General features: G+C 70.1%; 26 protein-coding genes and 1 pseudogene. 16 read left to right on the plus strand and 11 right to left on the minus strand.

What is annotated here, in order from left to right:
- Positions 1-75: 75 nt before the first annotated feature.
- On the minus strand, positions 76-702 hold the full coding sequence (locus ABT186_RS32560) for a winged helix-turn-helix transcriptional regulator (protein ID WP_351928130.1): 627 nt from the start codon (positions 700-702) through the stop codon (positions 76-78).
- 87 nt (positions 703-789) lie between these two features.
- On the opposite strand from ABT186_RS32560, the gene ABT186_RS32565 reads away from it, so the two are divergent.
- On the plus strand, positions 790-1,998 hold the full coding sequence (locus tag ABT186_RS32565; RefSeq protein ID WP_351230031.1) for a pyridoxal phosphate-dependent aminotransferase: 1,209 nt from the start codon (positions 790-792) through the stop codon (positions 1,996-1,998).
- 42 nt (positions 1,999-2,040) lie between these two features.
- On the opposite strand, the pseudogene ABT186_RS32570 reads toward ABT186_RS32565, so the two are convergent.
- Positions 2,041-2,395: pseudogene (locus tag ABT186_RS32570) on the minus strand (ATP-binding protein).
- A gap of 268 nt (positions 2,396-2,663) precedes the next feature.
- Between ABT186_RS32570 and ABT186_RS32575 the strand changes: the two are divergent.
- From ABT186_RS32575 to ABT186_RS32600, 6 genes are all read left to right on the plus strand, one after another.
- Positions 2,664-2,906, plus strand: a complete 243-nt coding sequence (locus ABT186_RS32575; RefSeq protein ID WP_351928131.1) for a hypothetical protein — start codon at positions 2,664-2,666, stop codon at positions 2,904-2,906.
- A 366-nt stretch (positions 2,907-3,272) separates the two neighbouring features.
- Entirely contained in the window at positions 3,273-3,476 is a 204-nt protein-coding gene (locus ABT186_RS32580; RefSeq protein ID WP_055492756.1) for a cold-shock protein, read from the plus strand.
- A 340-nt stretch (positions 3,477-3,816) separates the two neighbouring features.
- Positions 3,817-4,347 carry an HAD domain-containing protein gene (locus ABT186_RS32585; RefSeq protein WP_351928133.1) on the plus strand — a complete coding sequence of 177 codons (531 nt, stop codon included), beginning with the start codon at positions 3,817-3,819 and terminating at the stop codon, positions 4,345-4,347.
- A gap of 3 nt (positions 4,348-4,350) precedes the next feature.
- On the plus strand, positions 4,351-4,950 hold the full coding sequence (locus ABT186_RS32590) for a histidine phosphatase family protein (protein ID WP_351230037.1): 600 nt from the start codon (positions 4,351-4,353) through the stop codon (positions 4,948-4,950).
- Between the two features lie 128 nt (positions 4,951-5,078).
- A complete protein-coding gene (locus tag ABT186_RS32595) occupies positions 5,079-5,720 on the plus strand; it encodes a hypothetical protein (protein WP_351230039.1) in 642 nt (213 codons plus the stop codon).
- 56 nt (positions 5,721-5,776) lie between these two features.
- A complete protein-coding gene (locus ABT186_RS32600; RefSeq protein WP_351230041.1) occupies positions 5,777-6,199 on the plus strand; it encodes an acyl-CoA thioesterase in 423 nt (140 codons plus the stop codon).
- Positions 6,200-6,317: 118 nt separating this feature from the next.
- Here ABT186_RS32600 and ABT186_RS32605 read toward each other — a convergent pair whose 3' ends face one another.
- A complete protein-coding gene (locus ABT186_RS32605) occupies positions 6,318-7,172 on the minus strand; it encodes an NAD(P)H-binding protein (protein ID WP_502973388.1) in 855 nt (284 codons plus the stop codon).
- 96 nt (positions 7,173-7,268) lie between these two features.
- Between ABT186_RS32605 and ABT186_RS32610 the strand changes: the two genes are divergently transcribed.
- Both ABT186_RS32610 and ABT186_RS32615 read left to right on the plus strand, forming a co-directional pair.
- Entirely contained in the window at positions 7,269-8,066 is a 798-nt protein-coding gene (locus tag ABT186_RS32610; protein ID WP_351928135.1) for an AraC family transcriptional regulator, read from the plus strand.
- A 44-nt stretch (positions 8,067-8,110) separates the two neighbouring features.
- On the plus strand, positions 8,111-8,704 hold the full coding sequence (locus tag ABT186_RS32615) for a 3'-5' exonuclease (protein ID WP_351230044.1): 594 nt from the start codon (positions 8,111-8,113) through the stop codon (positions 8,702-8,704).
- On the opposite strand, the gene ABT186_RS32620 is transcribed toward ABT186_RS32615, so the two are convergent.
- The 8 genes from ABT186_RS32620 to ABT186_RS32655 all read right to left on the minus strand — a co-directional run bounded on the left by ABT186_RS32620 (position 8,679) and on the right by ABT186_RS32655 (position 16,587).
- Entirely contained in the window at positions 8,679-9,296 is a 618-nt protein-coding gene (locus ABT186_RS32620) for a TMEM175 family protein (protein WP_351928137.1), read from the minus strand. The genes ABT186_RS32615 and ABT186_RS32620 overlap by 26 nt on opposite strands.
- Positions 9,297-9,437: 141 nt before the next feature.
- Positions 9,438-10,817 (minus strand): 8-oxoguanine deaminase, encoded by a 1,380-nt coding sequence (locus ABT186_RS32625; RefSeq protein WP_351229008.1) that lies wholly within the window; start codon positions 10,815-10,817, stop codon positions 9,438-9,440.
- Positions 10,818-10,942: 125 nt separating this feature from the next.
- Entirely contained in the window at positions 10,943-11,836 is an 894-nt protein-coding gene (gene pucL / locus ABT186_RS32630) for a factor-independent urate hydroxylase (protein ID WP_351229010.1), read from the minus strand.
- 6 nt (positions 11,837-11,842) lie between these two features.
- Positions 11,843-12,250: a hydroxyisourate hydrolase gene (uraH, locus tag ABT186_RS32635; protein WP_351928139.1), complete on the minus strand. Its 408-nt coding sequence runs from the start codon at positions 12,248-12,250 to the stop codon at positions 11,843-11,845.
- Positions 12,247-12,765, minus strand: a complete 519-nt coding sequence (gene uraD / locus ABT186_RS32640; RefSeq protein WP_351229013.1) for a 2-oxo-4-hydroxy-4-carboxy-5-ureidoimidazoline decarboxylase — start codon at positions 12,763-12,765, stop codon at positions 12,247-12,249. The genes uraH and uraD overlap by 4 nt, the downstream gene beginning before the upstream one ends.
- A 145-nt stretch (positions 12,766-12,910) precedes the next feature.
- Complete coding sequence (locus ABT186_RS32645; protein WP_351229015.1) at positions 12,911-13,279, minus strand: helix-turn-helix domain-containing protein; 369 nt, start codon at positions 13,277-13,279, stop codon at positions 12,911-12,913.
- Entirely contained in the window at positions 13,276-13,524 is a 249-nt protein-coding gene (locus ABT186_RS32650; RefSeq protein WP_351229017.1) for a YkoF family thiamine-binding protein, read from the minus strand. Before ABT186_RS32650 ends, ABT186_RS32645 begins: the two co-directional genes overlap by 4 nt.
- 132 nt (positions 13,525-13,656) lie before the next feature.
- Positions 13,657-16,587 (minus strand): SpoIIE family protein phosphatase, encoded by a 2,931-nt coding sequence (locus ABT186_RS32655; protein WP_351229019.1) that lies wholly within the window; start codon positions 16,585-16,587, stop codon positions 13,657-13,659.
- A 362-nt stretch (positions 16,588-16,949) separates the two neighbouring features.
- Here ABT186_RS32655 and ABT186_RS32660 point away from each other — a divergent pair, with 362 nt between their 5' ends.
- From ABT186_RS32660 to ABT186_RS32690, 7 genes are all read left to right on the plus strand, one after another.
- Complete coding sequence (locus tag ABT186_RS32660; protein WP_351229021.1) at positions 16,950-17,399, plus strand: MSMEG_3727 family PQQ-associated protein; 450 nt, start codon at positions 16,950-16,952, stop codon at positions 17,397-17,399.
- 116 nt (positions 17,400-17,515) lie between these two features.
- Positions 17,516-19,195 (plus strand): PQQ-dependent dehydrogenase, methanol/ethanol family, encoded by a 1,680-nt coding sequence (locus ABT186_RS32665; RefSeq protein WP_351229023.1) that lies wholly within the window; start codon positions 17,516-17,518, stop codon positions 19,193-19,195.
- Between the two features lie 26 nt (positions 19,196-19,221).
- Positions 19,222-19,356 carry a pyrroloquinoline quinone precursor peptide PqqA gene (gene pqqA / locus ABT186_RS32670; protein WP_351229024.1) on the plus strand — a complete coding sequence of 45 codons (135 nt, stop codon included), beginning with the start codon at positions 19,222-19,224 and terminating at the stop codon, positions 19,354-19,356.
- A gap of 35 nt (positions 19,357-19,391) precedes the next feature.
- Positions 19,392-20,084 carry a pyrroloquinoline-quinone synthase PqqC gene (pqqC, locus tag ABT186_RS32675; RefSeq protein WP_351229026.1) on the plus strand — a complete coding sequence of 231 codons (693 nt, stop codon included), beginning with the start codon at positions 19,392-19,394 and terminating at the stop codon, positions 20,082-20,084.
- Positions 20,074-20,349 carry a pyrroloquinoline quinone biosynthesis peptide chaperone PqqD gene (pqqD, locus tag ABT186_RS32680; RefSeq protein WP_351229028.1) on the plus strand — a complete coding sequence of 92 codons (276 nt, stop codon included), beginning with the start codon at positions 20,074-20,076 and terminating at the stop codon, positions 20,347-20,349. The genes pqqC and pqqD overlap by 11 nt, the downstream gene beginning before the upstream one ends.
- Positions 20,342-21,433 (plus strand): pyrroloquinoline quinone biosynthesis protein PqqE, encoded by a 1,092-nt coding sequence (gene pqqE / locus ABT186_RS32685; RefSeq protein WP_351229030.1) that lies wholly within the window; start codon positions 20,342-20,344, stop codon positions 21,431-21,433. Before pqqD ends, pqqE begins: the two co-directional genes overlap by 8 nt.
- A 7-nt stretch (positions 21,434-21,440) precedes the next feature.
- Positions 21,441-22,517 (plus strand): sodium:calcium antiporter, encoded by a 1,077-nt coding sequence (locus tag ABT186_RS32690; RefSeq protein WP_351229032.1) that lies wholly within the window; start codon positions 21,441-21,443, stop codon positions 22,515-22,517.
- Positions 22,518-22,588: the final 71 nt, after the last annotated feature.

Raw genomic sequence — 22,588 nt, forward strand, 5'->3', positions numbered from 1 at the left:
CCGCAGTCCCGCTACGGAGGCCTGCCGTGTCCCCTCGACACGGCGGGCCTTCTCCCTGTGGAACCGGTGGGCCGGTCAGTCCCCGCGCAGCACCTTGGCGAGCGTGCTGTCGCCCGACACCTCGACTCGTCCCGCCCGCACGGCCTGATGGAGCGTCAAGGAGCCGCGGCCCAGGGCCGTGCACAACTCCGCGTCGAGGGACAGCCGGGCGTCGGGCTCCTCGGGCGCGGGTCCGTCGCCGTAAACCGGGCCCTGCTCGGCGCCGAGCCACAGATGGAACTCCCCTTCGTCCAGGCGGACTTCGACCAGCCCCTCCCCCTCCAGCGAGCGCAGCAGCGGCAGCGCGAACCAGTGCGCACGCACCGCGTCCGTCGGCCGGCGCTCCGCCAGCGCGGGCGCGCCCCATACGCCGAGCGCCTGAATCACGGGGAGCAACTCCCACCCGCGAGGGGTGAGTTCGTAGACGTAGGCGGCTCCGGGCGGGGGCAGCCGGCGCCGTGTGGTCAGCCCGTCGCGCTCCATGTCCTTCAGCCGGGACGCCAGGACGTCCGTGCTCACGCCCGGCAGGTCCGCGTGCAGGTCGGTGTAGCGGCGCGGCCCCGCGAGCAGTTCGCGGACGATCAGGAGGGTCCAGCGGTCGCCGACGGCGTCGAGCGCCCGGGCCGTGGAGCAGTACTGGTCGTAGCTTCGGCGAGGTGACATGCAACGCAGTCTAGACATGTTGTTGGACTTTCCAAGCTGTTACTTGGTAAAACCAAGCAACACCAGATTCCGGAGGGGAAGCGGCGCATGGAGTTCCGGCAGTCGAGCAAACTCAGCGAGGTCTGTTACGAGATCCGCGGCCCGGTGATAGAGCACGCCAACGCGCTGGAGGAGGCGGGCCACAGCGTCCTGCGCCTGAACACCGGCAACCCCGCGCTCTTCGGCTTCGAGGCACCGGAGGAAATCCTCCAGGACATGATCCGGATGCTGCCGCAGGCGCACGGCTACACGGACTCGCGCGGCATCCTCTCCGCCCGCCGCGCCGTGGCCCAGCGCTACCAGGAGCGGGGCCTGGAGGTCGGCGTCGACGACGTCTTCCTCGGCAACGGCGTCTCCGAGCTGGTCTCGATGGCCGTACAGGCGCTGGTGGAGGACGGAGACGAAATCCTCATCCCCGCACCGGACTTCCCCCTCTGGACGGCCGTGACGACCCTGGCGGGCGGCAAGGCGGTCCACTACCTGTGCGACGAACAGGCCGACTGGTACCCGGACCTGGACGACATGGCGTCGAAGATCACCGACCGCACCAAGGCCGTCGTCATCATCAACCCCAACAACCCGACGGGCGCGGTCTACCCCAAGGAGATCATCGAGGGCATCCTCGACCTCGCCCGCCGGCACGGCCTGATGGTCTTCGCGGACGAGATCTACGACCAGATCCTGTACGACGACGCCGTGCACCACTCGGCCGCCGCGCTCGCCCCCGACCTGGTGGTCCTCACCTTCTGCGGTCTGTCGAAGACGTACCGCGTGGCGGGCTTCCGCTCCGGCTGGCTGGTTGTGACGGGCCCCAGGCAGCACGCGCGCAACTACCTGGAGGGCCTGACGATGCTGGCCTCCATGCGGCTGTGCGCCAACGCGCCCGCCCAGTACGCCATCCAGGCCGCGCTCGGCGGCCGCCAGTCCATCGACGAGCTGACCGCACCGGGCGGCCGCCTCCACGAGCAGCGCAACGTGGCGTGGGAGAAGCTCAACGAGATCCCCGGCGTGACGTGCGTGAAGCCGAAGGGCGCGCTGTACGCGTTCGCGCGCCTCGACCCGAAGGTGCACCGGATCCACGACGACGAGAAGTTCGTCCTCGACCTGCTGCTGCGGGAGAAGATCCAGGTGGTCCAGGGCACGGGCTTCAACTGGCCCGCCCCCGACCACTTCCGCATCCTCACACTTCCGCATGCGGACGATCTGGAGGCGGCGATCGGGCGGATCGGGCGGTTTCTGAGCGGGTATCGACAGTAGTCGAGCGCCGACTCCTGGGGCCGGCACCGTTCGAACTGACAGTCACGCCAGAGCGACCTCGCACCACACCGTCTTGGTGTACGGGTCTGCGCACGTGGTTCCCCAGTGGGTGGACAGGGCTTCGACGAGGTGCAGGCCGCGGCCGGACTCCGTTCCAGGGGAGGCCTGTTGGAGGGTGTCCGGGGCCGGGCGGGCGATGGTCGGGGCGGGGGTCCGTCAGTGCGATACGGAGCGTGGCGTCCTCGGGGTGGAGGGTCAGGCGGAGGCGGAAGTCGCGGCCTCCCACCCTGCCGTGCAGCGCCGCGTCCGCGGCGAGTTCGGCCACGAGCAGCATCGCCGTGCGGTGGGCCTCGGTGTCGTACGGCCGGCCCCAGGTATGGAGTTGCCCTGCTGCCAGGTGGCGGGCGAGGCGCCTCCGCGTCGCCGCCCGGACAGCCCCGGGGGAGGACCTGGCGCGCGACTGGACAAGGCGCAGCAGGTGATGCGTGCACTGCCGCGCGCCGAGGTCGAGAAGGAGAGCAGGCGGCTGGAGAAGGCCGCGATGCTCACCGATGACCGGAACCTTGCTCGGGGCTACATGGACCGGGCACGGCAGCTGCGGGAGGAGAACCCGCAGGCGCCCGCCGTGCAGCGGCCCCGTTGGGTGGGCAAGGCGCTGCGGGGCAGTGAGTCTGAGGTGCTGTACAAAAAAGGCCGAGGTGCTGTCGCTCGGCGGCGTCGAGGCCCTTGCCGCAGCGCTGGAGGCGGAGGTTCAGGCCGCGATCGACGCCTCACCGAGGATGCAGGTCCTGCGCGCCCGCGAGCGAGCGCTCGAGCGGCAGATCGGGCTGTTGAAGTCCCAGATCGGCGAGCTGCAGAAGGTCGACGGTCACGTCCTGCCGAAAGCCGACCGGTCCCGGAAGACCTGACGGCACAAGCCCCGGCCGGAGTGATGACCCGGCCGGCGCCCGGCCAATGCGACACCCCGATTCCAGTCCTGGGGCCTCATATGTCGGGTAACCCGAGGTCGGCGGCGCGTGTGCTCCTGCCGTCGCCGACCTCGGGATTTGAGCGGTGACGAACGCAGCCTGCGGGGCCAACTCCGTGATCCAGTGGCCGAGTCGCACCAGCCGGTGTAGCGTTGTGATCAGCAGTCGTGGTTCCGAAGTCCCGTTCGCCCGTGATCGCAGTCACGGGCGTTTTTGCTGTTCAACGCCTCTCCGGACCAGGGCGATCACCTCCGGATCCCGCACGGTGCGGGGCCCGATACGAGTCCCCTCGAAGGAGACAGGCACATGGCTACAGGCACTGTGAAGTGGTTCAACGCGGAAAAGGGCTTCGGCTTCATCGAGCAGGACGGCGGCGGCCCCGATGTCTTCGCCCACTACTCGAACATCGACGCCCAGGGCTTCCGGGAGCTGCAGGAAGGCCAAAAGGTGACCTTCGACATCACGCAGGGCCAGAAGGGCCCTCAGGCGGAGCACATCCGGCCCGCCTAACGACGCAGGAAGAGGCTCGAAGCCAGTGCATCCACTGGCCGGGTATGTGTCGGCCATCGCCCCGCCCCAGAGGCCTGTACGGTCCGGACGGCGGGGCGTTGTGCGTCGTGCAGCAGCTTGTGGCCGTCGAGGCGCTGCACACGTCGTCACGTTCCGGCAACAACTGCACGCGCTCCGTGCACAGCTGTCACGCTGCCGATCACTGACGTACGCCCGGCTGGCACCCCGCGTCCGGTTCCGCACCGGGAACGGGGTGCCACCGGGCGTTCCTCCCCGCTCTCCCGGCGTGAATCCGCCAGGACAGGTGACCCCCACTCGTTCGTGCGGGTAACCCGTCTCCATGAGTGACCGACCGCTGCTGCTCCTCGATGTCGACGGCCCCCTGAACCCCTTTCGCGCCGCATACCTGCGCCACCGCGGCTATGTGACCCGCAGGCTGCACCCCGCGAACTGGTCCGCGCGCCAGAAACCCGGCTCCCGGCGACTGCGCCGTGGGCTCCGGGTCCGGCTGCATCCCGGGCACGGGGCGCGGCTGCTCGCGCTGCCGTACGAACTGGCCTGGGCCACCACCTGGATGCACGAGGCGAACGAGATGATCGCCCCGGTCATCGGGCTGCCCGAACTGCCCGTCATCGAATGGCCCGAGCTGTTCGCCAGGGACCCCGAGGGCCTGTACTGGAAGATGCGGACCGTCGTGGAGTGGGCGGCCGGACGGCCGTTCGTGTGGGTCGACGACATGATCACCGACCTCGACGTCCAGCATGTCACCGACCATCACGACGGCAGGGCGCTGCTGCTGCCGGTCGACGCGCGCCGGGGACTGGGGGCGCGTGAGTTCGCCGAACTGGAGCAGTGGGCTCGTAGTCTCTGAGGCATGGGTGATCTCTTCCTCATCCGGCACGGTGAGACCGAGTGGTCGCGGTCCGGGCGGCACACCGGGTGGACGGACGTACCGCTGACCGAGCACGGCCGCGAGGAGGCACGTCGTCTGGTGCCACTGATCCGGTCCCACCGGATCGGCGCCACGTTCGTCAGCCCCTTGCAGCGGGCCCGGGAGACGGCGCAGCTGATCGGCATCGATGGCGCCCGCGTCGACGCGGACCTGCGAGAATGGGACTACGGCGGCTACGAGGGCATGACGACCGTCGAGATCCAGCGCACCCGGCCGGGCTGGTTCCTGTTCAGCGACGGGGTCGCGCCCGGACCGCCCGAGCATCCCGGCGAGACTCCGGAACAGGTCGGCGAGCGTGCCGACCGCGTCCTCGGCAAGGTCGACGCCACCCTCGCCAACACCGAGGGCGGCGTCGTCCTGGTGGCCCACGGCCACTTCCTGCGTGTCCTGACCGCCCGCCGCCTCGGGCTGCCCCCGTCGGCCGGAGCGCTGTTCCAGCTCGCGACGGGGACCCTGTGCCGGCTGGGCACGGAGCACGGGCGGCCCGTGATCGCGGGGTGGAACATCCGGCCGGCGGTCTAGGGCCGACGGTCCGGGGCCTGCGGTCGTGGGCCGGGGACTGTCAGACCCGGGTCGTAGTCTTCGAAAGGGGACGACCAGTACGCCGGGCGGGCCCTGTCAGCAGGCTGTTTCCCGGGGAGGAGGACTTCGTGACGCGACCGCCGACCGCCGCTCAGCGGCGGGTGATCGATGCCGCCGAGCCGGTGACCGGGCGGTTGAGGGGGACAGAGGCGCAGCTGGCGGCGCTGGTGAAGCGGGGGCTCGCCTTCCGCCATGCGCGACCGCCGCACGACCACTTCCTGACGCCGGCGGGGCATCGCATACGGGAGGAGGAGGCGGCGCCGGAGGCTCCTGAGGGGGCCGAGGCGTCCGCGGAGGCGACCGGCGTATTCGCCGCGCGCGTCGGGGGCGAGGAGGACCCGTCCGCCTCCGGCCCCGCCCGCCTCCGTGAGGTGCACAGCGCCTGGCAGGGCCTGCTGGAGCTGCGCCGGATGACCAATCCGGACGGCGCCAGGGACCGGCCGTGCGGCTGGGAGCGTCAGCATCTGGTGCAGGCCGCCGCACTCGCCCTGGAGGCGGCGGGACACCGACCGGCGGGGCCGGATGCCAATGCCGCGGGCTACCGGGTCCGTGCGACCCCGCAGCCGGAGGCGATCGCCGTGTTCGAGCCGGCCGGCGAGGAGCTGCGCTCCTGCGCGGCCACGCTGGACAAGGCCGGCTGGCAGGTGAGCGAGCACACCGAGCCGCGCACACAGGCGCGTTATCTGCTGGCGTCACCCCGCCGCACATGAGGAGGCATGCCAAGATCGGTCGGTCAGATCGCCCACCAGTACGAGGAGAGGAAACGGTGACCGAAACCTTCTCCGTCCCTGTGACCGTCCGCGGGTACGAGACCGACGTGCAGGGACACCTCAACCAGGCTGTGTACATCAACTACGCGGAGCACGCCCGCTGGTCGTTACTGCAGGCGGCGGGCATCAGCCAGGCCGGCCTGATAGCCGAGGGCGTCGGCCCGGTCGCACTGGAGACCACCATCCGCTACCGGCGGGAGCTGCTGGCCGGCGACGAGGTGGAGGTCACCTGTGGCTTCGCCTGGGGTGAGGGCAGGACCTTCCGCATCGAGCAGACCATCCGCAAGGCCGACGGCACGGTGGCGGCCGAGATCACGGCGGTCGGCGGCCTCCTGAACCTCGAGGAGCGGAAGCTGGTGCCGAACCCGCAGAAGTTCTTCAGGGCACTGGCGACGGATCCGGGACTGTTCGGACTGTAGGCCGGACGCCCCTACTCCGCCCTCTCGCGAGCCTCGTCGTACGCCGCCGTGAGCAGAATGAGTGCGGTGTGGGGTGGTGTCCGGATCTCACCGGGCACCACCGCCCCCCAACCGCGGCTCACTCCCGTCTGAACGCCCCCTTGTTGTCCTCGGCCCACTCCCGGTACGCCCGCGCCGGCCGCCCGAGCAACTCCGGTACGTCGTCGGTGACGACAGCGTTGCCGCCCCTGCGGACGAAGGCGACGCCGGCCAGGATGCCCTCCGCCTGCGCGTCGTCGAAGCCCCAGGCGGTGATCAGGTGCTCGCGTGTCTCCCCCGGCGAGAGATCCTGCGTGGCGATCGGGTGGCCGAGGACCAAGGCGAGCACGGCGGCCTGTCCGGGGACGCTGATCGCCTCCGGCCCGGTCAGGGTGTACGTCCGCCCTGCGTGCCCGCCGTCGACGAGAGCCCGCGCCGCGGCCTCGGACACGTCTCGGGGATCGATCACCCCCGACGGCCCGTCACCGGTCATGTTCGGCACCGGCTTGCCCTCCCTGACGGCCGGCACCCAGCTCAGCGTGTTCGAGGCGAAGGACGAGGCCCGCAGGATCGTCCACTCGGTGCCGCTGTCCCTCACGGCCTGCTCACCGGCCACGTGCCAGGTGCCGGACGGGCCGACCTCGGGATCCCCCGTCGCGATCGCGGAGAGCTTCACCAGCCGCCCGACGCCCGCCGCACGCGCCGCCGCAACCAGAGCCTGGTCGTGCCGCGCGTCCGGACCGAGTGCGCCCAGCAGGAACGCGGCCGTCGCCCCCGACATCGCGCCGTCCAGGGAAGCCGGGTCGAGGTAGTCCCCGCGCACCACCTCCACTCCCGAGGGCACTCGGGCCTTCGCCGGGTCCCGGGTAAGGGCGCGCACCTTCTCGCCGCGCGCCGCGAGCTGTCGTACGAGTTCACTGCCGATGGTGCCCGTGGCACCCGTCACGAGGATCATGTCCTCCACGGTGAGCCGGGCGGGGCCCCGCTCTCTTGGAAATTCCGGCACGGTTGGCCCGCCCTCCGGGCCGTGCGGCTCACTTACGGTGGAGGGGTGACGAACGCCCGCGCCGAGCAGGCCCTGCCCGTCCCCGAAGCCCTGGGTCCCTGGATCACCGGGATCAGGACCGTGTCCGTCGCCGGGCCGCCCGAGGAGGCGTTCGTCCACCTCCCGGACGCAGTCACCAAGGTCGTCGTACGCGTGGCAGTGACCGGGCACCGCGACGTCCTCGCCGTCGGTCCACGGGTGCGGGCCTCCTACCACGACAGCAAGATCCTCGCCTCCTGCGTGGAGCTGCGCCTCGCGCCGGGCACGGCGCGCCCCCTGCTGGGCATCCCGGCGGCCGAACTGGTGGGCAGGGTCGTGCCGCTCGGCGAACTGCCGGGCGGGACGGCACGTCAACTGGACCACGAGTTGCGATGGTTGACGCCCGAGGAGACGGTGTCCCACCTCACGGACGCGCTGCCCGAGCGGCTGACCGCCACGGCGGACCGCACCCGCACCGAGCTGGTACGGGCCGGGGTCGACGCGATGTCGGTGCGGATCGGTCACGTACCGGGGCAGGTCAGGGAGGTAGCCCGCGAACTGGCCGTCAGTGAGCGGCAGTTGCGCAACCTCTTCGCGGAGGGCGTAGGCCTGTCCCCCAAGCACTACGCCCGCATCAACCGCGTACGCGCGGTCCTCACGCACGCCACGACTGCTCCCTGGGCCGAACTCGCCGCCGCCACCGGCTATTACGACCAATCGCACATGACGTCCGACTTCCGGGCCCTGATGGGCGTCCCGCCGCGCTCGTACTTCACCGGCCGGCTGCCCGCGGCCACTCCCTGCCAGGCAGGCCCCCGCACCTGAATTCGGATGCGACAGACGGTCGCCACCTGCGAAGCTGCGGTCCCATGTCCGCACGACGCGTGAAACCCAGCCGCTACATCTCCGTCGACATCGAGGCCGACGGCCCGATTCCCGGGCCGTACTCCATGCTGAGCCTCGGCGCCGCCGTCGCGGGAGTGCAGGACGCCGACGGATTCACTCCCGCCGACCCCGAGGAACGTACCTTCTACCGTGAACTGCGGCCGATCAGCGGGGAGTTCGTGCCGGAGGCGCTGGCGGTGAGCGGCCTCGACCGCGAGCGGCTGAAGGCCGAGGGTAGTGAACCGGCCATCGCCCTCTCCGAGTTCAGCGACTGGGTGCGCGAGGTGAGCGCGGGTGCCCAGCCGGTGATGTGCGGCTACCCGGCCTCGTACGACTGGACATTCCTGTACTGGTACCTGATCCGCTTCACCGGAGCCAGCCCGTTCGGCCACTCGGGCTGTCTCGACATGAAGACGCTGTACGCGACGAAGGCACGGTTGCCGCTGCGGGCGGTGGCGAAGGGCACGATGCCGCGCGAGCTGCTGTCGCGCCGTAGGCACACGCATCATGCCCTCGACGACGCCATCGAGCAGGCCGAACTCCTCGCCAACCTCATGACGTGGCCGGGTCCCGAGTAGGCACGGGCACCTGATTGAAGCCGTAGTACAGGGCGATCAGTCCGTGTGCGGCCAGGGTGAGCGGCGCCGACACGAAGGCCAGGCCCACGGTCATCGGGTAGGCCAGGGACCCCAGGGCGAACCGGACGCGTGTCGCCCGCGCCGCCGGGACGTCGACGCGGGGGTCGAAGAGGTGGCCCGTACGGGTGAGGTGCCACCACAAGGCGTGGAAGGCGAGGGCCATGGCCACCATGACCAGGCTGTAGACCGCCGCCGCCACATGCGAGGCCTCGTCCTCCTGCAGATACTCGGCCAGCATCGCCGTCGGCCACGGCACCACGGCCACCACCATCAGGACCAGCAGGTTCAGGAACATCAGCGTGCGATCGACCCGGGCGACGTAGCTCAACAGCTGATGATGGTTGATCCATATGATGCCGATGAACAGAAAGCTGACCACATACGCGGCGTACGAGGGCCACTGCGCGCCCAACGCGTGCCACAGGTTTCCGTGTTCACCGACCTTGGGGACCTTGATCTCCAGGATGAGCAGAGTGATGGCGATGGCGAAGACGCCGTCGCTGAATGCCTCGACGCGGCTGGACTCATTCATGGCACACAGGGTGCACCATCACCAGGACCGTTCCGGGGCGCGCGCGTCCACACGCGCCCCGGGCACGGCCGCCGTGGGCCCCGCTCGGGTCCACGGCCGCCGGCCGGGAGCCGTCCCTCCCGGCCGGAGACCTCCAACTGGTCAGCCCCGCGCGGCGATCCGCGCCAGGCGCTGAGCCTCCTGCCGCGTGGAGCGGGCGATCTCGTCCTCGTCGACGTGCAGCAGACGGCCGTTCTCGACGACCGGTTCGCCGTTGACGAGGGAGAGCGTGACGGGGGCGGCCGCACCGAAGACCAGCGCGGTCACGGGGTCCGCGATCGAGGCATGGGCGAGCGTGTCGAGCTTCCACAGCACCAGGTCCGCCAGCTTGCCCGGCTCCAGCGAGCCGATCTCCGCGGCGCGGCCCAGGACCTGGGCACCCCCGTACGTACCCAGGCGCAGTGCCTGACGGGCGTTCAGGGCGGCCTCGCGATGGGCGCCCAGGCGGTTGATCAGGAGCGCGTTGCGCAGCTCGGTGTGGAGTTCGCCGGACTCGTTGGACGCCGTGCCGTCGACGCCGAGGCCGACCGGGACGCCGGCCGCCAGCATGTCGGGGACGCGGGCGATACCCGCCGCCAGACGGGCGTTGGACGACGGGCAGTGGGCGACGCCCGTCCCCGTCCGGGCGAAGGCGGCGATGTCGGAGTCGTTCATATGGACGCAGTGCGCCATCCACACGTCCTCGCCGAGCCAGCCCGTGGACTCGAAGTAGTCGGTCGGGCCCATGCCGAACAGTTCGTGGCAGAACTTCTCCTCCTCGACCGTCTCGGAGCCGTGGGTGTGCAGCCGTACGCCCTTGCGGCGGGCCAACTCGGCGCCTTGCGCGAGGAGTTCGGTGGAGACCGAGAACGGGGAGCAGGGGGCCACCGCGACCTGGGTCATGGCGTCGAAGGAGGAGTCGTGATGTGCGTCGATGGTCGCCTCGGTGGCGGCCAGCGCGCCCTCCAGCGTCTCGACGGCGAAGTCCGGCGGCAGACCGCCGTCCTTCTCGCTGCGGTCCATGGATCCGCGGGCGAGGGTGAAGCGGACGCCCATCTCCCGGGCGGCACGGATGATGGCTCCGGACAGGTCGCCGGAGTCCTTCGGGAAGACATAGTGGTGGTCCATGGCGGTGGTCACGCCACCGCGGGCCATCATCGCGAGCGAGCCCTGCGCGGCCGCGTACACCATCGTCTCGTCGATGCGGGCCCACGTCGGGTAGAGCGCGACGAGCCAGTTGAAGAGGTTGTGGTCCGTGGCCAGGCCCCGGGTGATCCACTGGTAGAAGTGGTGGTGGGTGTTGACCAGGCCGGGGGTCACGAGGTGGCCGGACGCGTCGATGCGGCGTACGACGTTCTCCAGGCCCTCGGGGGCCTTGCCCGCGCCGACCGCCTCGATGCGGTTGCCGGCGACGACGACGTGTCCCGAGGCGTGCTCGGTGTCGTCGGCGTCCACGGTCGCGATCGAACAGTTCTCGATGACGATGCGCCGGGCTGCTGCCATGGTTCGTCCCTTTCGCTCTGTGGAGGGGGCACGGCAGGACCCTGGGAGTTTGAGTGCCGCGGCCGGGGCCGCGGGTGCCGAAGGAGGAGGGGGTGCCCCCGGTGGACCAGGAGCACCCGGGTACGTCAGAGGTTGGTGAGGTCCACCGGGATCCGTGCCTCGCAGCCGTCCCGCAGGACGGTCGCCTCGATCAGGCCGTAGGGGCGGTCGGCGGCGTAGTACACCTCATTGTCGTTCTTCAGCCCGAACGGCTCCAGGTCCGCCAGGAAGTGGTGCTTGTTCGGGAGCGAGAAGCGGACCTCGTCGATCTCGGTGCGGTGGTCGATGATGCGTGCGCCCATCCGGTACAGCGTCTGCTGCAGCGACAGGGAGTACGTCTCGGCGAATGCCTGGAGCATGTGCTTCTTCGTCTGCTCGTAGGACTTCTCCCAGTCGGGCATCTCCTGCGCGTCGTCACTCCAGTTGAACCGCCAGCGGCCGGAGACCTCGGTGGCCAGAATGCGGTCGTACGCCTCGGGAAGCGTCGTGTACTTGTCCTTGACGTAGCCCCAGAACTCGGAGTCGGTCGAGTTCATCACGACGAGGTCCTTGAGTCCGGAGACGACCTCCCACGACGAGCCGTCGTAGGTGATCTGCGTCAGGCGTGTCTCCTGGCCCTTGCGGACGAAGGAGTGCGCGCCCTCGCCGGAGTGCTCGATCCGGTCCCAGGCGTACTCCTCGATGCGGATACGGGCCCGGTGGATGGGCTCCTGCGAGGTCACGAAGTGCCGGGCGAGGTGGATGCCGAACTGCTCGGCGGACTCGATGCCGTACTCCTTGGCGAACGCGTACACCGTGTTCTTGGTGGTGTCGGTCGGCAGGACGTTGGCGTTCGAGCCGGAGTAGTGGACCTCGTCCATGTCGCCGGAGAGCGAGACGGAGACGTTCAGGTCCCTGATGTGGTGGGTGGCGCCGTCCCGCGTGATCTTGACGACTCGGTTCTCGGCCTTGCCGTACTGGTTCTGTCCCAGGATGGGCATCTTTAGCTAGCTCCCTCGGTAAACGGAGTAGCCGAACGGGTTGAGCAGCAGCGGCACGTGGTAGTGCTCGCCCGGCACGACGGCGAACGTGATCGCCACCTCCGGGAAGAACACTCCTGCGGCACCGCTGTCCCGATTCGCGGGGGCGTCCTGCTGCGCATCGGCTTGCTTCTTCACGGACTTCTCGAAATACGCCTCGACGGCGAAGTCGAGCCGTACGTGGGTGGTGCCCTCCGGCAGCGCCGGGAGGTCCTTGCACCGGCCGTCCCCATCGGTCGCGGAGCCGCCGAGCGCCTGCCAGTCCGCATCACGCCCGGCGCGGGCGGAGAGGCGGACGGCAACGCCCTCGGCGGGGCGGCCGACGCTGGTGTCCAGGATGTGCGTGGACACGGAGGCGGTGGTGCTGGTGCTCATGTCTGTGCGTCCTCTTCGACGAGTCGGGCCAGCCGGATACGGTTGATCTTGCCCAGCTCGGTGCGCACGATCTCGCGCTCCTGCTCCGGCGCGTTGCCGATCCGTTCCTTGACCGCGTCACGCATCTGCTCACCGGTCTTCCCCGTCGCACAGATCAGAAAGACGTGGCCGAACTTCTCCTGGTAGGCCAGGTTGAGTTCGAGCATCTCCGCCCTGAGCTCCTCGGAGGCGCCGGCCATGCCGCGCTGTTCCCGCGCCGAGGCGGGGTCACCGGGCTTGGGGCGGCCGATCGGCGGGTGCCCGGCCATCGCCTCCTCCAGGTCCGCCGTGGTCAGCTCGGCCATGGCGGCGTCGCTCGCGGCGTAGAGGTCGTCGGCGGTGGTGAACGGGCGCGCGGCGAGCAGCCGCCCGGCCCACGCCGTGGAGGCACACGCCTCGTGGAGGGCGGCCAGGGCCGCCGGCTCGGCCAGGGCGTTGAACCGGGCCAGGCCCGGCGGCGTGGAAGTCGAAGTCACGGGGGCCTCCGTGGCCGGGGGGCTGAACGGGATGCGAACAGCTAACGCCCTCCACGACACAGGCGTCAACAGTTTGTTGAAAATTCGGGGTAACAAATACCGCCGCCCGGAAAGCAGGGCGGCGGTCATTCGTACCAGGGGTGGTTCAGGAGTCCTTCTCACGGTTCAGGTAGTTGTAGACGGTGAAGCGGCTGACGCCGAGGGCGCTCGCCACGGTCTCCACGCCATGCCGTACGGCGAAGGCGCCGCGCGCCTCCAGAGCCCGTACGACCTCCTGCTTGTCCTTGCGGTCCAGATCGGCCAGCGGCTTGCCTCGCTTGCGCTCCATCGCGGCCAGGATGTGATCGAGCGAGTCGGCCAGTTGCGGCAGGCGTACGGCGACGGCGTCGGCGCCCTCCCAGACGAGCACGACATCGTCGGGGCCGGCCTGGTCCGGGGGCAGCATCTCGCCCCCCATCGCGTCGACCAGCGGTTTCACGGCGGTGATGAAGGGCTCGTCCCCGGTGCCGGTCATTCGCCCTCCCCGATCACGTTGACCTGAAGCGAGATCCGGGTGGCACCGGCCTCCAGCGTCTTGCGCAGCACCGCGTCCAGGGCGGTGAGCACGGCGTCGGCGCCGCCCTCGGCGGTGTTGCCGAACGGGCCCACGTCCACCGCGTCCAGTTCGGCGGCCTCGATGACCTCGCGCGCGACCAGCGCATGCGCGGGCGCCTCGTCGAGGTCGAAGGGCTCGGTCGTGAACTCCACTCGCAATCGCATAATGCCCCCAAAACACGGATCTGACCTGCGCTTTTACCTGGGCCGCCCATCGCGAGGGCACAGCAGGGCACAACAGGCTAGCCGACGCGGGGCCCATCCTGCCCAGGGGACCGGAAGCTGCCGTCGCCCCGGTCAGGGCAGGGACTGCTCGGCCCAGATGATCTTGCCGTCCGCGGTGTAACGGGTTCCCCAGCGCTCGGTGAGCTGGGCGACGAGGAACAGTCCGCGCCCGTCCTCGTCCTCGTACCGGGCCCGGCGCAGCCGGGGCGAGGTGCTGCTGCCGTCGGAGACCTCGCAGATCAGCGCGCGATCGCGGAGCAGCCGCAGCTGGATCGGACCGGTCGCGTGCCGGATGGCGTTGGTGACCAGTTCGCTGGCGACGAGTTCGGTGGTGAAGGCCAGCTCGTCCAGGCCCCAGGCGGTCAGCTGGTCGAGGACCGCCGCTCGGGAGCGGGAGACGACCGCCGGATCGCTGGGAAACTCCCACTGGGCGACCTGCTCGGCCCCCAGGGCGTGTGTACGGGCGACCAGGAGGGCCACGTCGTCGCTCGGCCGGGCGGAGAGCAGTGCGTCGAGGACCGCCTCACAGGTGTCCTCAGGTGCCCGGTCGGCGCAGGCCAGGACGGTGCGCAGCTGGGCCAGGCCGGTGTCGATGTCCCGGAACCTGTCCTCGATCAGACCGTCGGTGTAGAGCACCAGTTGACTGCCCTCGGCCAGCTCCAGCTCGACGGTCTCGAACGGCACTCCGCCCAGCCCGAGCGGCGGACCCGACGGCAGATCCACGAAGTCCACCGCACCGTCGGGTCCGACGACCGCGGGGACCGGGTGCCCGGCACGGGTGAGAGTGCAACGCCGGGACACCGGGTCGTACACGGCGTACAGACAGGTCGCGCCGACGATTCCGGAGTCCGGGTGAGTGGGCTCCACCGCCCAGCCCTCGCCCCGGTCGAGACGCCCGACCAGGTCGTCCAGGGAGGTGAGAAGGTCGTCGGGCGACAGATCCAGGGAGCAGAAGTTGTGCACGGCGGTGCGCAGCCGGCCCATGGTCGCGGCGGCATGCAGACCGTGACCGACCACGTCGCCGACCACCAGCGCCACCCGGGCGCCGGACAGCGGAATGACGTCGAACCAGTCACCGCCCACCCCGGCCTGGGCCGGCAGATAGCGGTAGGCCACGTCGACGGCGCTCTGCTCGGGCCGCCCCCGGGGCAGCAGGCTGCGCTGCAGGGCGAGTGCGGTGTTGTGCTCGCGCGTGTAGCGGCGGGCGTTGTCGATGCAGATCGCGGCGCGGGCGGCCAGCTCCTGGGCGAGGGACAGGTCGTCGTCCTCGAAGGGAGCGGGCTTCTCGGAGCGGTAGAAGCTCGCCACGCCCAGGATCGTGCCGCGGGCCCGCAGGGGCACTGTGATCAGGGAGTGGATGCCCTCCGCGAGCGCCCGCCCGAACCGTGCCGGTTCCTGAGCGATCCAGCCCTCGGCCTCGGCCAGGACGGGTTCGAGCACGGACTGCCCGCTCTCCAGGCAGCGGACCTGTGGGGTGGACGGAACGTACTGGACGGGGTCGCCGATGCCGTACACGGGCAGTTCCTCGCGTACGGTGCCCACCGCGACCCGGCGCAGCGGACTCTCCGCCCCGAGGAACCCGGGCTCCTCGCCGAACAGCACGGAGTCGGGCAGGTCGACGACCATCAGGTCGGCGAACCGGGGGACGGTCACCTCGGCCAGTTCCTCCGCGGTGCGGGCGACGTCCAAAGTGGTGCCGATGCGCACACTGGCGTCGTGCAGCAGCTCCAGGCGCCTACGGGCCAGTACGGCCAGCCGACCGACGCCGGGCTCACCGACGAGCAACAGCCAGCCCTCTGCGCCGACACCGCCGTCACCGCCGGCCGCTCCGGTCGGGATCCGGGGTTCGGGGCCGGCCACGGTGGGCGGAGGCGACCCCGGTGCCGTCGACGGGGGCGGGGACAACGGTCCGAGGGTGTGCGGGACTCCCGGGAGTGTTCCGACGGACCGCGGTACCGTGGCGAGCGGTGTGGCGGGCGGTGCCGACGGGATGGCCACGGCCGGCGCAGCCACCGGCACCGTCCCCACCGGCTCCGCCGGGGCGGTGAGCGCGACATGGCGCAGGCGCGGGCCGCCGAGAACACGGGCCTCGACGACCACACCCGTCTCACCGGCCGCTCCCATCACCGGGCGGCGCACCAGCGTGGCGACCCGCCCGCCGGAGAGGGCCACCTCGTCGAGGGTGCACTGCGGTGAGGCGATGAGCTCCTCGGCCTTCTCCCTCAGCACGGCCAGGTCGATCCGGCCGAGGCCGCTGCTTTCGGGACCGTCCCCGAGCCCTGCCTGCGCAACCTCCGGCAGCCGGAGCGGCCCTCCGGCACCGCCCACGTCCTGGCAGGCCCGCCGGTACGCGGCAAGCAGCGCCCGTTCCCGTTCCGTGGACTGTTCCAGCAGGCGCGCCTCGATGTCGTGGACGGCCTCACGCACCAGCCCGAGCATGCCGGGGTCGCCGTCGTCACGCAGGCAGGTGAGGTCGAGAATGCCCTCGATGCGCCCGCTGAGGGGGTTGCGGATGGGCGCGCCGGCGCAGGCGAAGGGCCGCAGACAGTCGGCGAAGTGCTCACGGCCCACGACGTAGATCGGGCTTCGCGCGGCCAGTGCGGTGCCGACGCCGTTGGTGCCCGCGGCCCGCTCCGAGGCGTCGAAGCCGGGGGCGAAGTTCACCTCGTCGAGATGCTCGCGCAGCTGCCGGTCACCGCCGTACCGCTCGACCATGCGGGCCTGTGCGTCGCAGAGCGCCACCGCCACGTTCACATTGGCGAGCGAGGCGGTCAGGCCCTTCAGGACCGGGTCGGCCGCGCGCAGGAACCGGTCGTCCAGCGCCAGGTCCGAGGCATAGGGAACCACCAGCCGATGCGGCTCGACCCCTCCGGACCTGCACCGTTTCCAGGACTCGAGGACCGAGCCCCGGACGTCCGTGTCGACCCGCGCACCGGCCAGAAAGCGCTCATGGGCATCGACGAGTCCGCCGATGTCGTCCCAGGCGACGGACAACCCGCTCACTTCCCTACATGGAGCCAGCCCCGTCGCGCGCCGCTGTTCGGGTCGTTCCGGGGAAGCACTCCAGCCCTCGGTATGCCCATTATGACTCGAATCACACCTAAGACGTACGGGGTCCGGAGGCCCTCGGGGCGACCCCCACCGGGCGGCCGATCATGCAGCGCGCCGACGAGAACTCCGGGCCGGTCACCCGGCAGACGGACCGCGGCCGGGCCCTGGTGCGGGCACCGGAAAACAGGCCCTGACCAGACGTCAGCCGGGGGTGCAAACCCGGAAAAATTGAGAGAAACACCTGGAAGTGATATCTGTCGATTACTGGGCCGTGCGCCTGGCGGACATGTCTCCCCAGGAGGGAGGTCATCCCGATGACCACCGGAGCGGAGCAGGAACTTCCCGAGTTGTACGGGCAGAACAAGTCGACGCTGGGCCGGTTGATCGCCCATGGAGGGCTCGGGCGCGCCGAAGAGGGCCCCGACGGCCGCCTCCGCGCCCACGTGCGCATTGTGCCCGACGAGCTGATGTGGGAGCCCTCGATCGTGGTCATGCCGCACGGCGGCGACCTGGAGATCGAGCTGGTCAACGACGACACGAACACGCACTGCGCACTCCTGCCGAGCAACGGGGACAGCAAATGGATGTGGCTTCCGGTCTACTCCAAGGGAACGACCGTGATCAACCTCGACGGCCCGGGCTACTACTGGTTCGGCTCCAATGTGGGCAATGACGAGGGCCGCGGCCTCGTCGGGGTGATCGCCGTGCTGGGGGACGTTCCGCAGGAGGCCCGCCTCGACCGTCCGGAACAGCCACGGCCGTAGCAAGGCGAAACGGCTGCAGCAGGGCGAAACGTCCGTAGCAGGGCATGCAGCCACGGCCGTGGAAGGCGCCGCGGAATGGTCGCCCGGCGACCGCAGGCCCCGGCTAGGAGGATTCCATGGAGTACATTCAGGCGCCGCCGGCCGTCAATTTCGCCGATTTGAGCACCATGGTCGGCACCGCGCCGCCCGTGGCACAGAACGTGACCTACGAACGCATACTCCAGGCCCGTGCGGAGCCGCAGAACTGGCTCACCTACTACGGTGCCTACGACGGGCAGCGGTACAGCCCGCTGGACCAGATCAATGTCGAGAACGTCGAGCGCCTCACTCCCGCCTGGGTGTTCCAGTTCGGCTCGTCCGGCTTCCACGCGGGCCAGTCGACCTATGCGTTCGAGGCCGCTCCGGTCGTCGTGGACGGGGTCATGTACGTCACGGGCTGGGACGGTTGGGTCTGGGCCCTCGACGCCGCGACGGGGCGGCAACTGTGGCAGTACAAGCACGCGATCCCCTTCGATGTCTCCCTCTGCTGCGGCAACGTCAACCGCGGGGTCGCGGTCGCTCACGGGAAGGTCTTCGTCGTCACCCTGAACGCCCATGTGATCGCACTCGACGCCGTCACCGGCGAGCTCGTCTGGGACACGACGAACGGAGACGTGCGGGCGGCGGAGAGCGCCACGGTCGCTCCCCTCGTCGTGAAGGACAAGGTCATCGTGGGCAGCTCCGGCGGGGAATTCGGGGTGCGCGGCCACATCGACGCCTACTCCCTCGAGACCGGCGAGCGCCTCTGGCGTACGTACACGGTGCCCAAGCCCGGCGAGCCGGGGTCGGAGACCTGGCCGGACGGCCCGGCCTGGGCCCGGGGCGGTGGCAACACCTGGATCACGGGAACGTACGACCCGGAGCTGAACCTCCTCTACTGGGGGACCGGCAACCCGGCACCCGACTTCGACGGAGGCGTCCGTGAGGGCGACAACCTCTACACCGACAGCGTCCTCGCGCTGAACCCCGACAACGGCGACATCCGCTGGCACTACCAGTGCACCCCGCACGACGTGTGGGACTACGACAGCAACATGGAGTGCATCCTCTACGACCTGGACGGGCAGAAGCTGCTGGCCCACTTCGACAAGAACGGATACCTCTTCACACTCAACCGTGCGAACGGTGAGCGGGTCCGGGTGACCCCCTTCGGTGAACGCATCACGTGGGGCGAGATCGACCCTGGCGGCAACGTGACGCCCAAGGTGTTCCCCGAGAAGGAGGGCGAGCCGGTCCACTTCTGGCCGGGCCCGGCCGGCGCCAAGGAATGGACGCACGCGGCCTACAGCCCGCGAACGGAGCTGTTCTATGTGCCGGTACAGGACGTCGGCTCCGAAGTCACGCTGCGCCACAGGGAGTTCAAGGAGAGCATCCCCTACTGGGGAGCGAGCGTCACCGTGGACGCCGACAACATGCAGGGGTTCGTGAAGGCCATCTCCGCCGCCACGGGCGAGGAGGTGTGGAGGTGGCGCAACGACACGCCGATCAGCGCGTCGGTGCTGGCCACAGGAGGGGATCTGGTCTTCGTCGGCAAGCCGTCGGGAGAGTTCAACGCGTTCAACGCGCGCACCGGAGAGCTGCTGTGGCAGTTCCAGACGGGAAGCGGCCACCACAGCAGCCCGACGACCTACAGCGTCGACGGAAGGCAGTACATCGCCGTGCCGGTCGGATGGGGCAGCTGGGTCGAAGGGATCGTCCCCGCGATGCTGGGGGCCTCCCACGGCGACGCCGTCTTCGCCTTCGCACTGCCCCAGTAGCCGGCCATCAGAAAGAGGTGACAGCCGTGGACCGGGAAAGCGTCGTCGACCAGGCCCAGTTGGACGATTGGGAGCCCCCTGCCTTCGAGGAGATCAGGGTGTCGGCCGAGGTGACCGCCTACATGGGCGTATGGGATCCCGACGACGACCAGAGGGAGTGACTGGACACGACCGGACAACTGTGGATCCGAGGGCCATGGTGACGGCAACGGAAACCGAGAGCTTCGTGGCGGCACTGCGCGCGCAGTCCCGGCACTACCACGACCGGCATCCCTTCCACCGGACGATGAACGAGGGAGGGCTCAGCCGCCGCCGGCTCCAGGCCTGGGCCGCCAACCGCTTCTACTACCAGAAGAACCTGCCTCTCAAGGACGCGGCCATCCTCGCCAACTGCCCTCATCGCGAGGTACGCCGCCGCTGGGTCCGGCGCATCATCGACCACGACGGTACGGCGGAGGGCGAGGGCGGGATCGAGGCCTGGCTGCGGCTGGGCGAGGCGATGGGGCTGACACGGGCGGAGATGCAGGACGAGCGGCACGTCGTCCCCGGGGTGCGGTTCGCCGTCGACGCCTATGTCACCTTCGCCCGCACCCGGCCGTGGACCGAGGCGGTGGCCTCCTCGCTGACCGAGTTGTTCGCGCCGGACCTGATGGCCGAACGCCTCGCCGCGTTCGAACGCCACTATCCCTGGATCGACGGTCGGGGTCTCGACTACTTCCGGGCCCGTCTGACGCAGGCTCCCCGCGACGGCGAACACGCCCTGCAGGTGGTGAGGGAGTACTGCCGGAGCACGGACGAGCAGGCGGGCGCCCTGGCCGCACTGTCCTTCAAGTGCGACGTCCTGTGGAGCATGCTGGATGCCATCGAACGGGCCTGTGGTGACGGTTAGCGATGCGGACCGCCCCCGCCTGGCGCCGCACGTACGGCTGACATTCGACCCGGCGCGGGAGCGGCACGTCCTGCTGGCGCCGGAGGCGGTCTCCGTTGTGAACGGCACCGGTGCGGCCGTTCTGGGACTGTGCGACGGACAGCGGACCGTCGCCGAGATCGTGGCGGAGCTGAGCGGACGGTACGACCGAGTGGCCGCCGACGAGGTCCGGCTCTTCCTCGCCCGCCTCGCCGCCGGGCGATGCGTGGAGGTCGGCGATGGATAAACCCTTCGGACTGCTGGCCGAGCTGACCCATGCCTGCCCGCTGCACTGCCCGTACTGCTCCAATCCGCTGGAACTCGCCGAGGTCCGCACCGAGTTGACGACCCAGGAGTGGCGGCGGGTGCTGGCCGAGGCCGCGGAGCTGGGAGTCCTGCAGTTGCACCTCTCCGGAGGTGAGCCGCTCCGGCGCCGCGATCTCGTCGAGATCGTGCACGGCGCCGACGAGTTGGGTCTGTACACCAACCTCATCACGAGCGCGGTCGGGCTCTCGCCGCGCCGCGCCGGGCAACTGCGCGCCGCGGGCCTCGACCATGTGCAGATCAGCGTCCAGGCCGACGAGCCCGCCCTCTCCGACCGCATTGCCGGCACACCGTCCTTCGCACGCAAGACGGCGGCGGCCCGGCTGGTGAAGGAGCTGGGCTGGCCCCTCACACTGAACGTGGTCCTCCACCGGCACAACATCGACCGGGTCGGCCCCATCCTCGACCTGGCCGAGGAACTGGGGGCCGACCGCATCGAGCTGGCCAACACGCAGTACTACGGCTGGGCCTGGCACAACCGGGACCGGCTGTTGCCGAGCAGGGCCCAGCTGGAGCGCGCCGAGCCGGTGGTCCGTGCGGCCCGCGAACGTCTGCGGGGCCGTATGGAGGTCATCTACGTGATCCCCGACTACCACAGCCGGTATCCGAAACCCTGTATGGGCGGCTGGGCCCGACGGCAGCTCACCGTGGTCCCCGACGGCGACGCCCTCCCCTGCCCGCCGGCGCACGAGCTGCCGCTGCCCCGCGCCAACGTGCGCGAGCACTCCCTGGCCTGGATCTGGGAGCAGTCACCCCTGTTCCAGCGCTTTCGCGGTACGGACTGGATGCCGGAGCCCTGCCGGAGCTGCCCGCGCCGCGAGGTCGACTTCGGCGGGTGCCGCTGCCAGGCGTTCCTGCTCACCGGCGATGCCGCCCGCACCGACCCGGTGTGCCATCTGTCCCCCGATCACGGGATCGTGGCCGCGGCGGTGCGGGCCGCCGACGGGACGGCACGACCGCGTGACGACGTCCTCACCCCCCGACCGCATCCAAGGCGCACGGTGTGAGTCCGCCGTGACCTCGATCCTGCTGTTCGTCGCCGGGGCGGCGCTGCTGGTCTACAGCGCCGAGAAACTGATCCGTCATCTCGTCGGAATCGCGAGCGGCTTCAGCATCTCCCTGTTCCTGATCTCCGTCGTCTTCACGGGTATCGAGTTCGACGACGTCTTCCTGGGCGTCGCGCTCAACCTCGAAGACCTGGGCGGGGTCGCACTGGGCGTCGTGATCGGGACAGCGCTCTCCATGACGGGCATCGTCCTCGCACTCGCCGCGGTCCTCACGCCCGCCCGCATCACCGTTCCACGCGACTATGTCCTTATCTTCGCCGGTGCGCCCTTGGTGATGGTCGTGTGCGCGCTGATCGCACCGCTCACCGCCATGGACGGCATCGCGCTCCTCGGGCTGTTCGCACTGTTCGTCGCCTACGTCGCGGTCCGGGAGTCCAGGGACGACACGCCGGTTTTCAGGGACGCGGAGTTGTACGAGGCCTACTCCGTCGTCCGGGGGGCCGGGGGCGGTACGCCGGTCCTCCGGGAGGCGGACACCTGCACCAGGGCGGTCGAACGGACCGGCGGAGGAAAGCCATTGGACGACGGGCTGCTCGCCGAAATGCGGGGACGGTCCGGCTGGGCGGGGCTCGGGCTGGCGGTGCTCGCGCTGGCCGGTCTCGTCGTCGGTTCCGCGGTCACGGGCATCGGGACGAAAGGCATCCTGCACACCTACGGACTTCAGGGCACCGTCTTCGGCGCGACCGTCGTCACCGCAGTGCTGACCGTCGAGGACGTCTTCCTGACGGTGGAACCCGCGCGCAAGGGAGCGCCGGAGATCGGGATCGGCAACGTCATCGGGAGCGTCGTCTTCTCGGTCACGGGGAAACTGGGCATCATCGTCCTGGCCGGTGGCGTTCTCATCGACCGCACCGTGCTGACCTGGCAGGTTCCCGCACTTGTCGTGGTGAACGGGCTCGCGGCCCATTTCGTCTCCACAGGCCGGCTGAGGCGGTGGCACGGCTTCACCCTTTTCGCCCTCTACGCCGTCTACTGGATCGTCAGTTTCACCCGGTTCGGATCCGTTCCGGTCGACACACCCTGACAACGCAGTCCCGATTCCCGCGACGGACACGCCGCCCTGCCGCGTAGAGCAGAGGACGGGATCCGCACAGG

It is taken from the genome of Streptomyces sp. NPDC001634 (assembly GCF_040298185.1).
Taxonomy (GTDB): Bacteria; Actinomycetota; Actinomycetes; order Streptomycetales; family Streptomycetaceae; genus Streptomyces.

Coding starts and splice junctions, on each gene's coding strand:
- ABT186_RS32620 (WP_351928137.1), bottom strand. CDS start 9,296: ATGAATGAGTCCAGCCGCGTCGAGGCATTCAGCGACGGCGTCTTCGCC.
- ABT186_RS32560 (WP_351928130.1), bottom strand. CDS start 702: ATGTCACCTCGCCGAAGCTACGACCAGTACTGCTCCACGGCCCGGGCG.
- ABT186_RS32585 (WP_351928133.1), top strand. CDS start 3,817: ATGAGTGACCGACCGCTGCTGCTCCTCGATGTCGACGGCCCCCTGAAC.
- uraH (WP_351928139.1), bottom strand. CDS start 12,250: ATGAGCACCAGCACCACCGCCTCCGTGTCCACGCACATCCTGGACACC.
- ABT186_RS32615 (WP_351230044.1), top strand. CDS start 8,111: ATGTCCGCACGACGCGTGAAACCCAGCCGCTACATCTCCGTCGACATC.
- pqqE (WP_351229030.1), top strand. CDS start 20,342: ATGGATAAACCCTTCGGACTGCTGGCCGAGCTGACCCATGCCTGCCCG.
- ABT186_RS32580 (WP_055492756.1), top strand. CDS start 3,273: ATGGCTACAGGCACTGTGAAGTGGTTCAACGCGGAAAAGGGCTTCGGC.
- ABT186_RS32625 (WP_351229008.1), bottom strand. CDS start 10,817: ATGGCAGCAGCCCGGCGCATCGTCATCGAGAACTGTTCGATCGCGACC.
- ABT186_RS32665 (WP_351229023.1), top strand. CDS start 17,516: ATGGAGTACATTCAGGCGCCGCCGGCCGTCAATTTCGCCGATTTGAGC.
- ABT186_RS32605 (WP_502973388.1), bottom strand. CDS start 7,172: ATGATCCTCGTGACGGGTGCCACGGGCACCATCGGCAGTGAACTCGTA.
- ABT186_RS32650 (WP_351229017.1), bottom strand. CDS start 13,524: ATGCGATTGCGAGTGGAGTTCACGACCGAGCCCTTCGACCTCGACGAG.
- pucL (WP_351229010.1), bottom strand. CDS start 11,836: ATGCCCATCCTGGGACAGAACCAGTACGGCAAGGCCGAGAACCGAGTC.
- ABT186_RS32590 (WP_351230037.1), top strand. CDS start 4,351: ATGGGTGATCTCTTCCTCATCCGGCACGGTGAGACCGAGTGGTCGCGG.
- ABT186_RS32660 (WP_351229021.1), top strand. CDS start 16,950: ATGACCACCGGAGCGGAGCAGGAACTTCCCGAGTTGTACGGGCAGAAC.
- ABT186_RS32645 (WP_351229015.1), bottom strand. CDS start 13,279: ATGACCGGCACCGGGGACGAGCCCTTCATCACCGCCGTGAAACCGCTG.
- ABT186_RS32565 (WP_351230031.1), top strand. CDS start 790: ATGGAGTTCCGGCAGTCGAGCAAACTCAGCGAGGTCTGTTACGAGATC.
- pqqC (WP_351229026.1), top strand. CDS start 19,392: ATGGTGACGGCAACGGAAACCGAGAGCTTCGTGGCGGCACTGCGCGCG.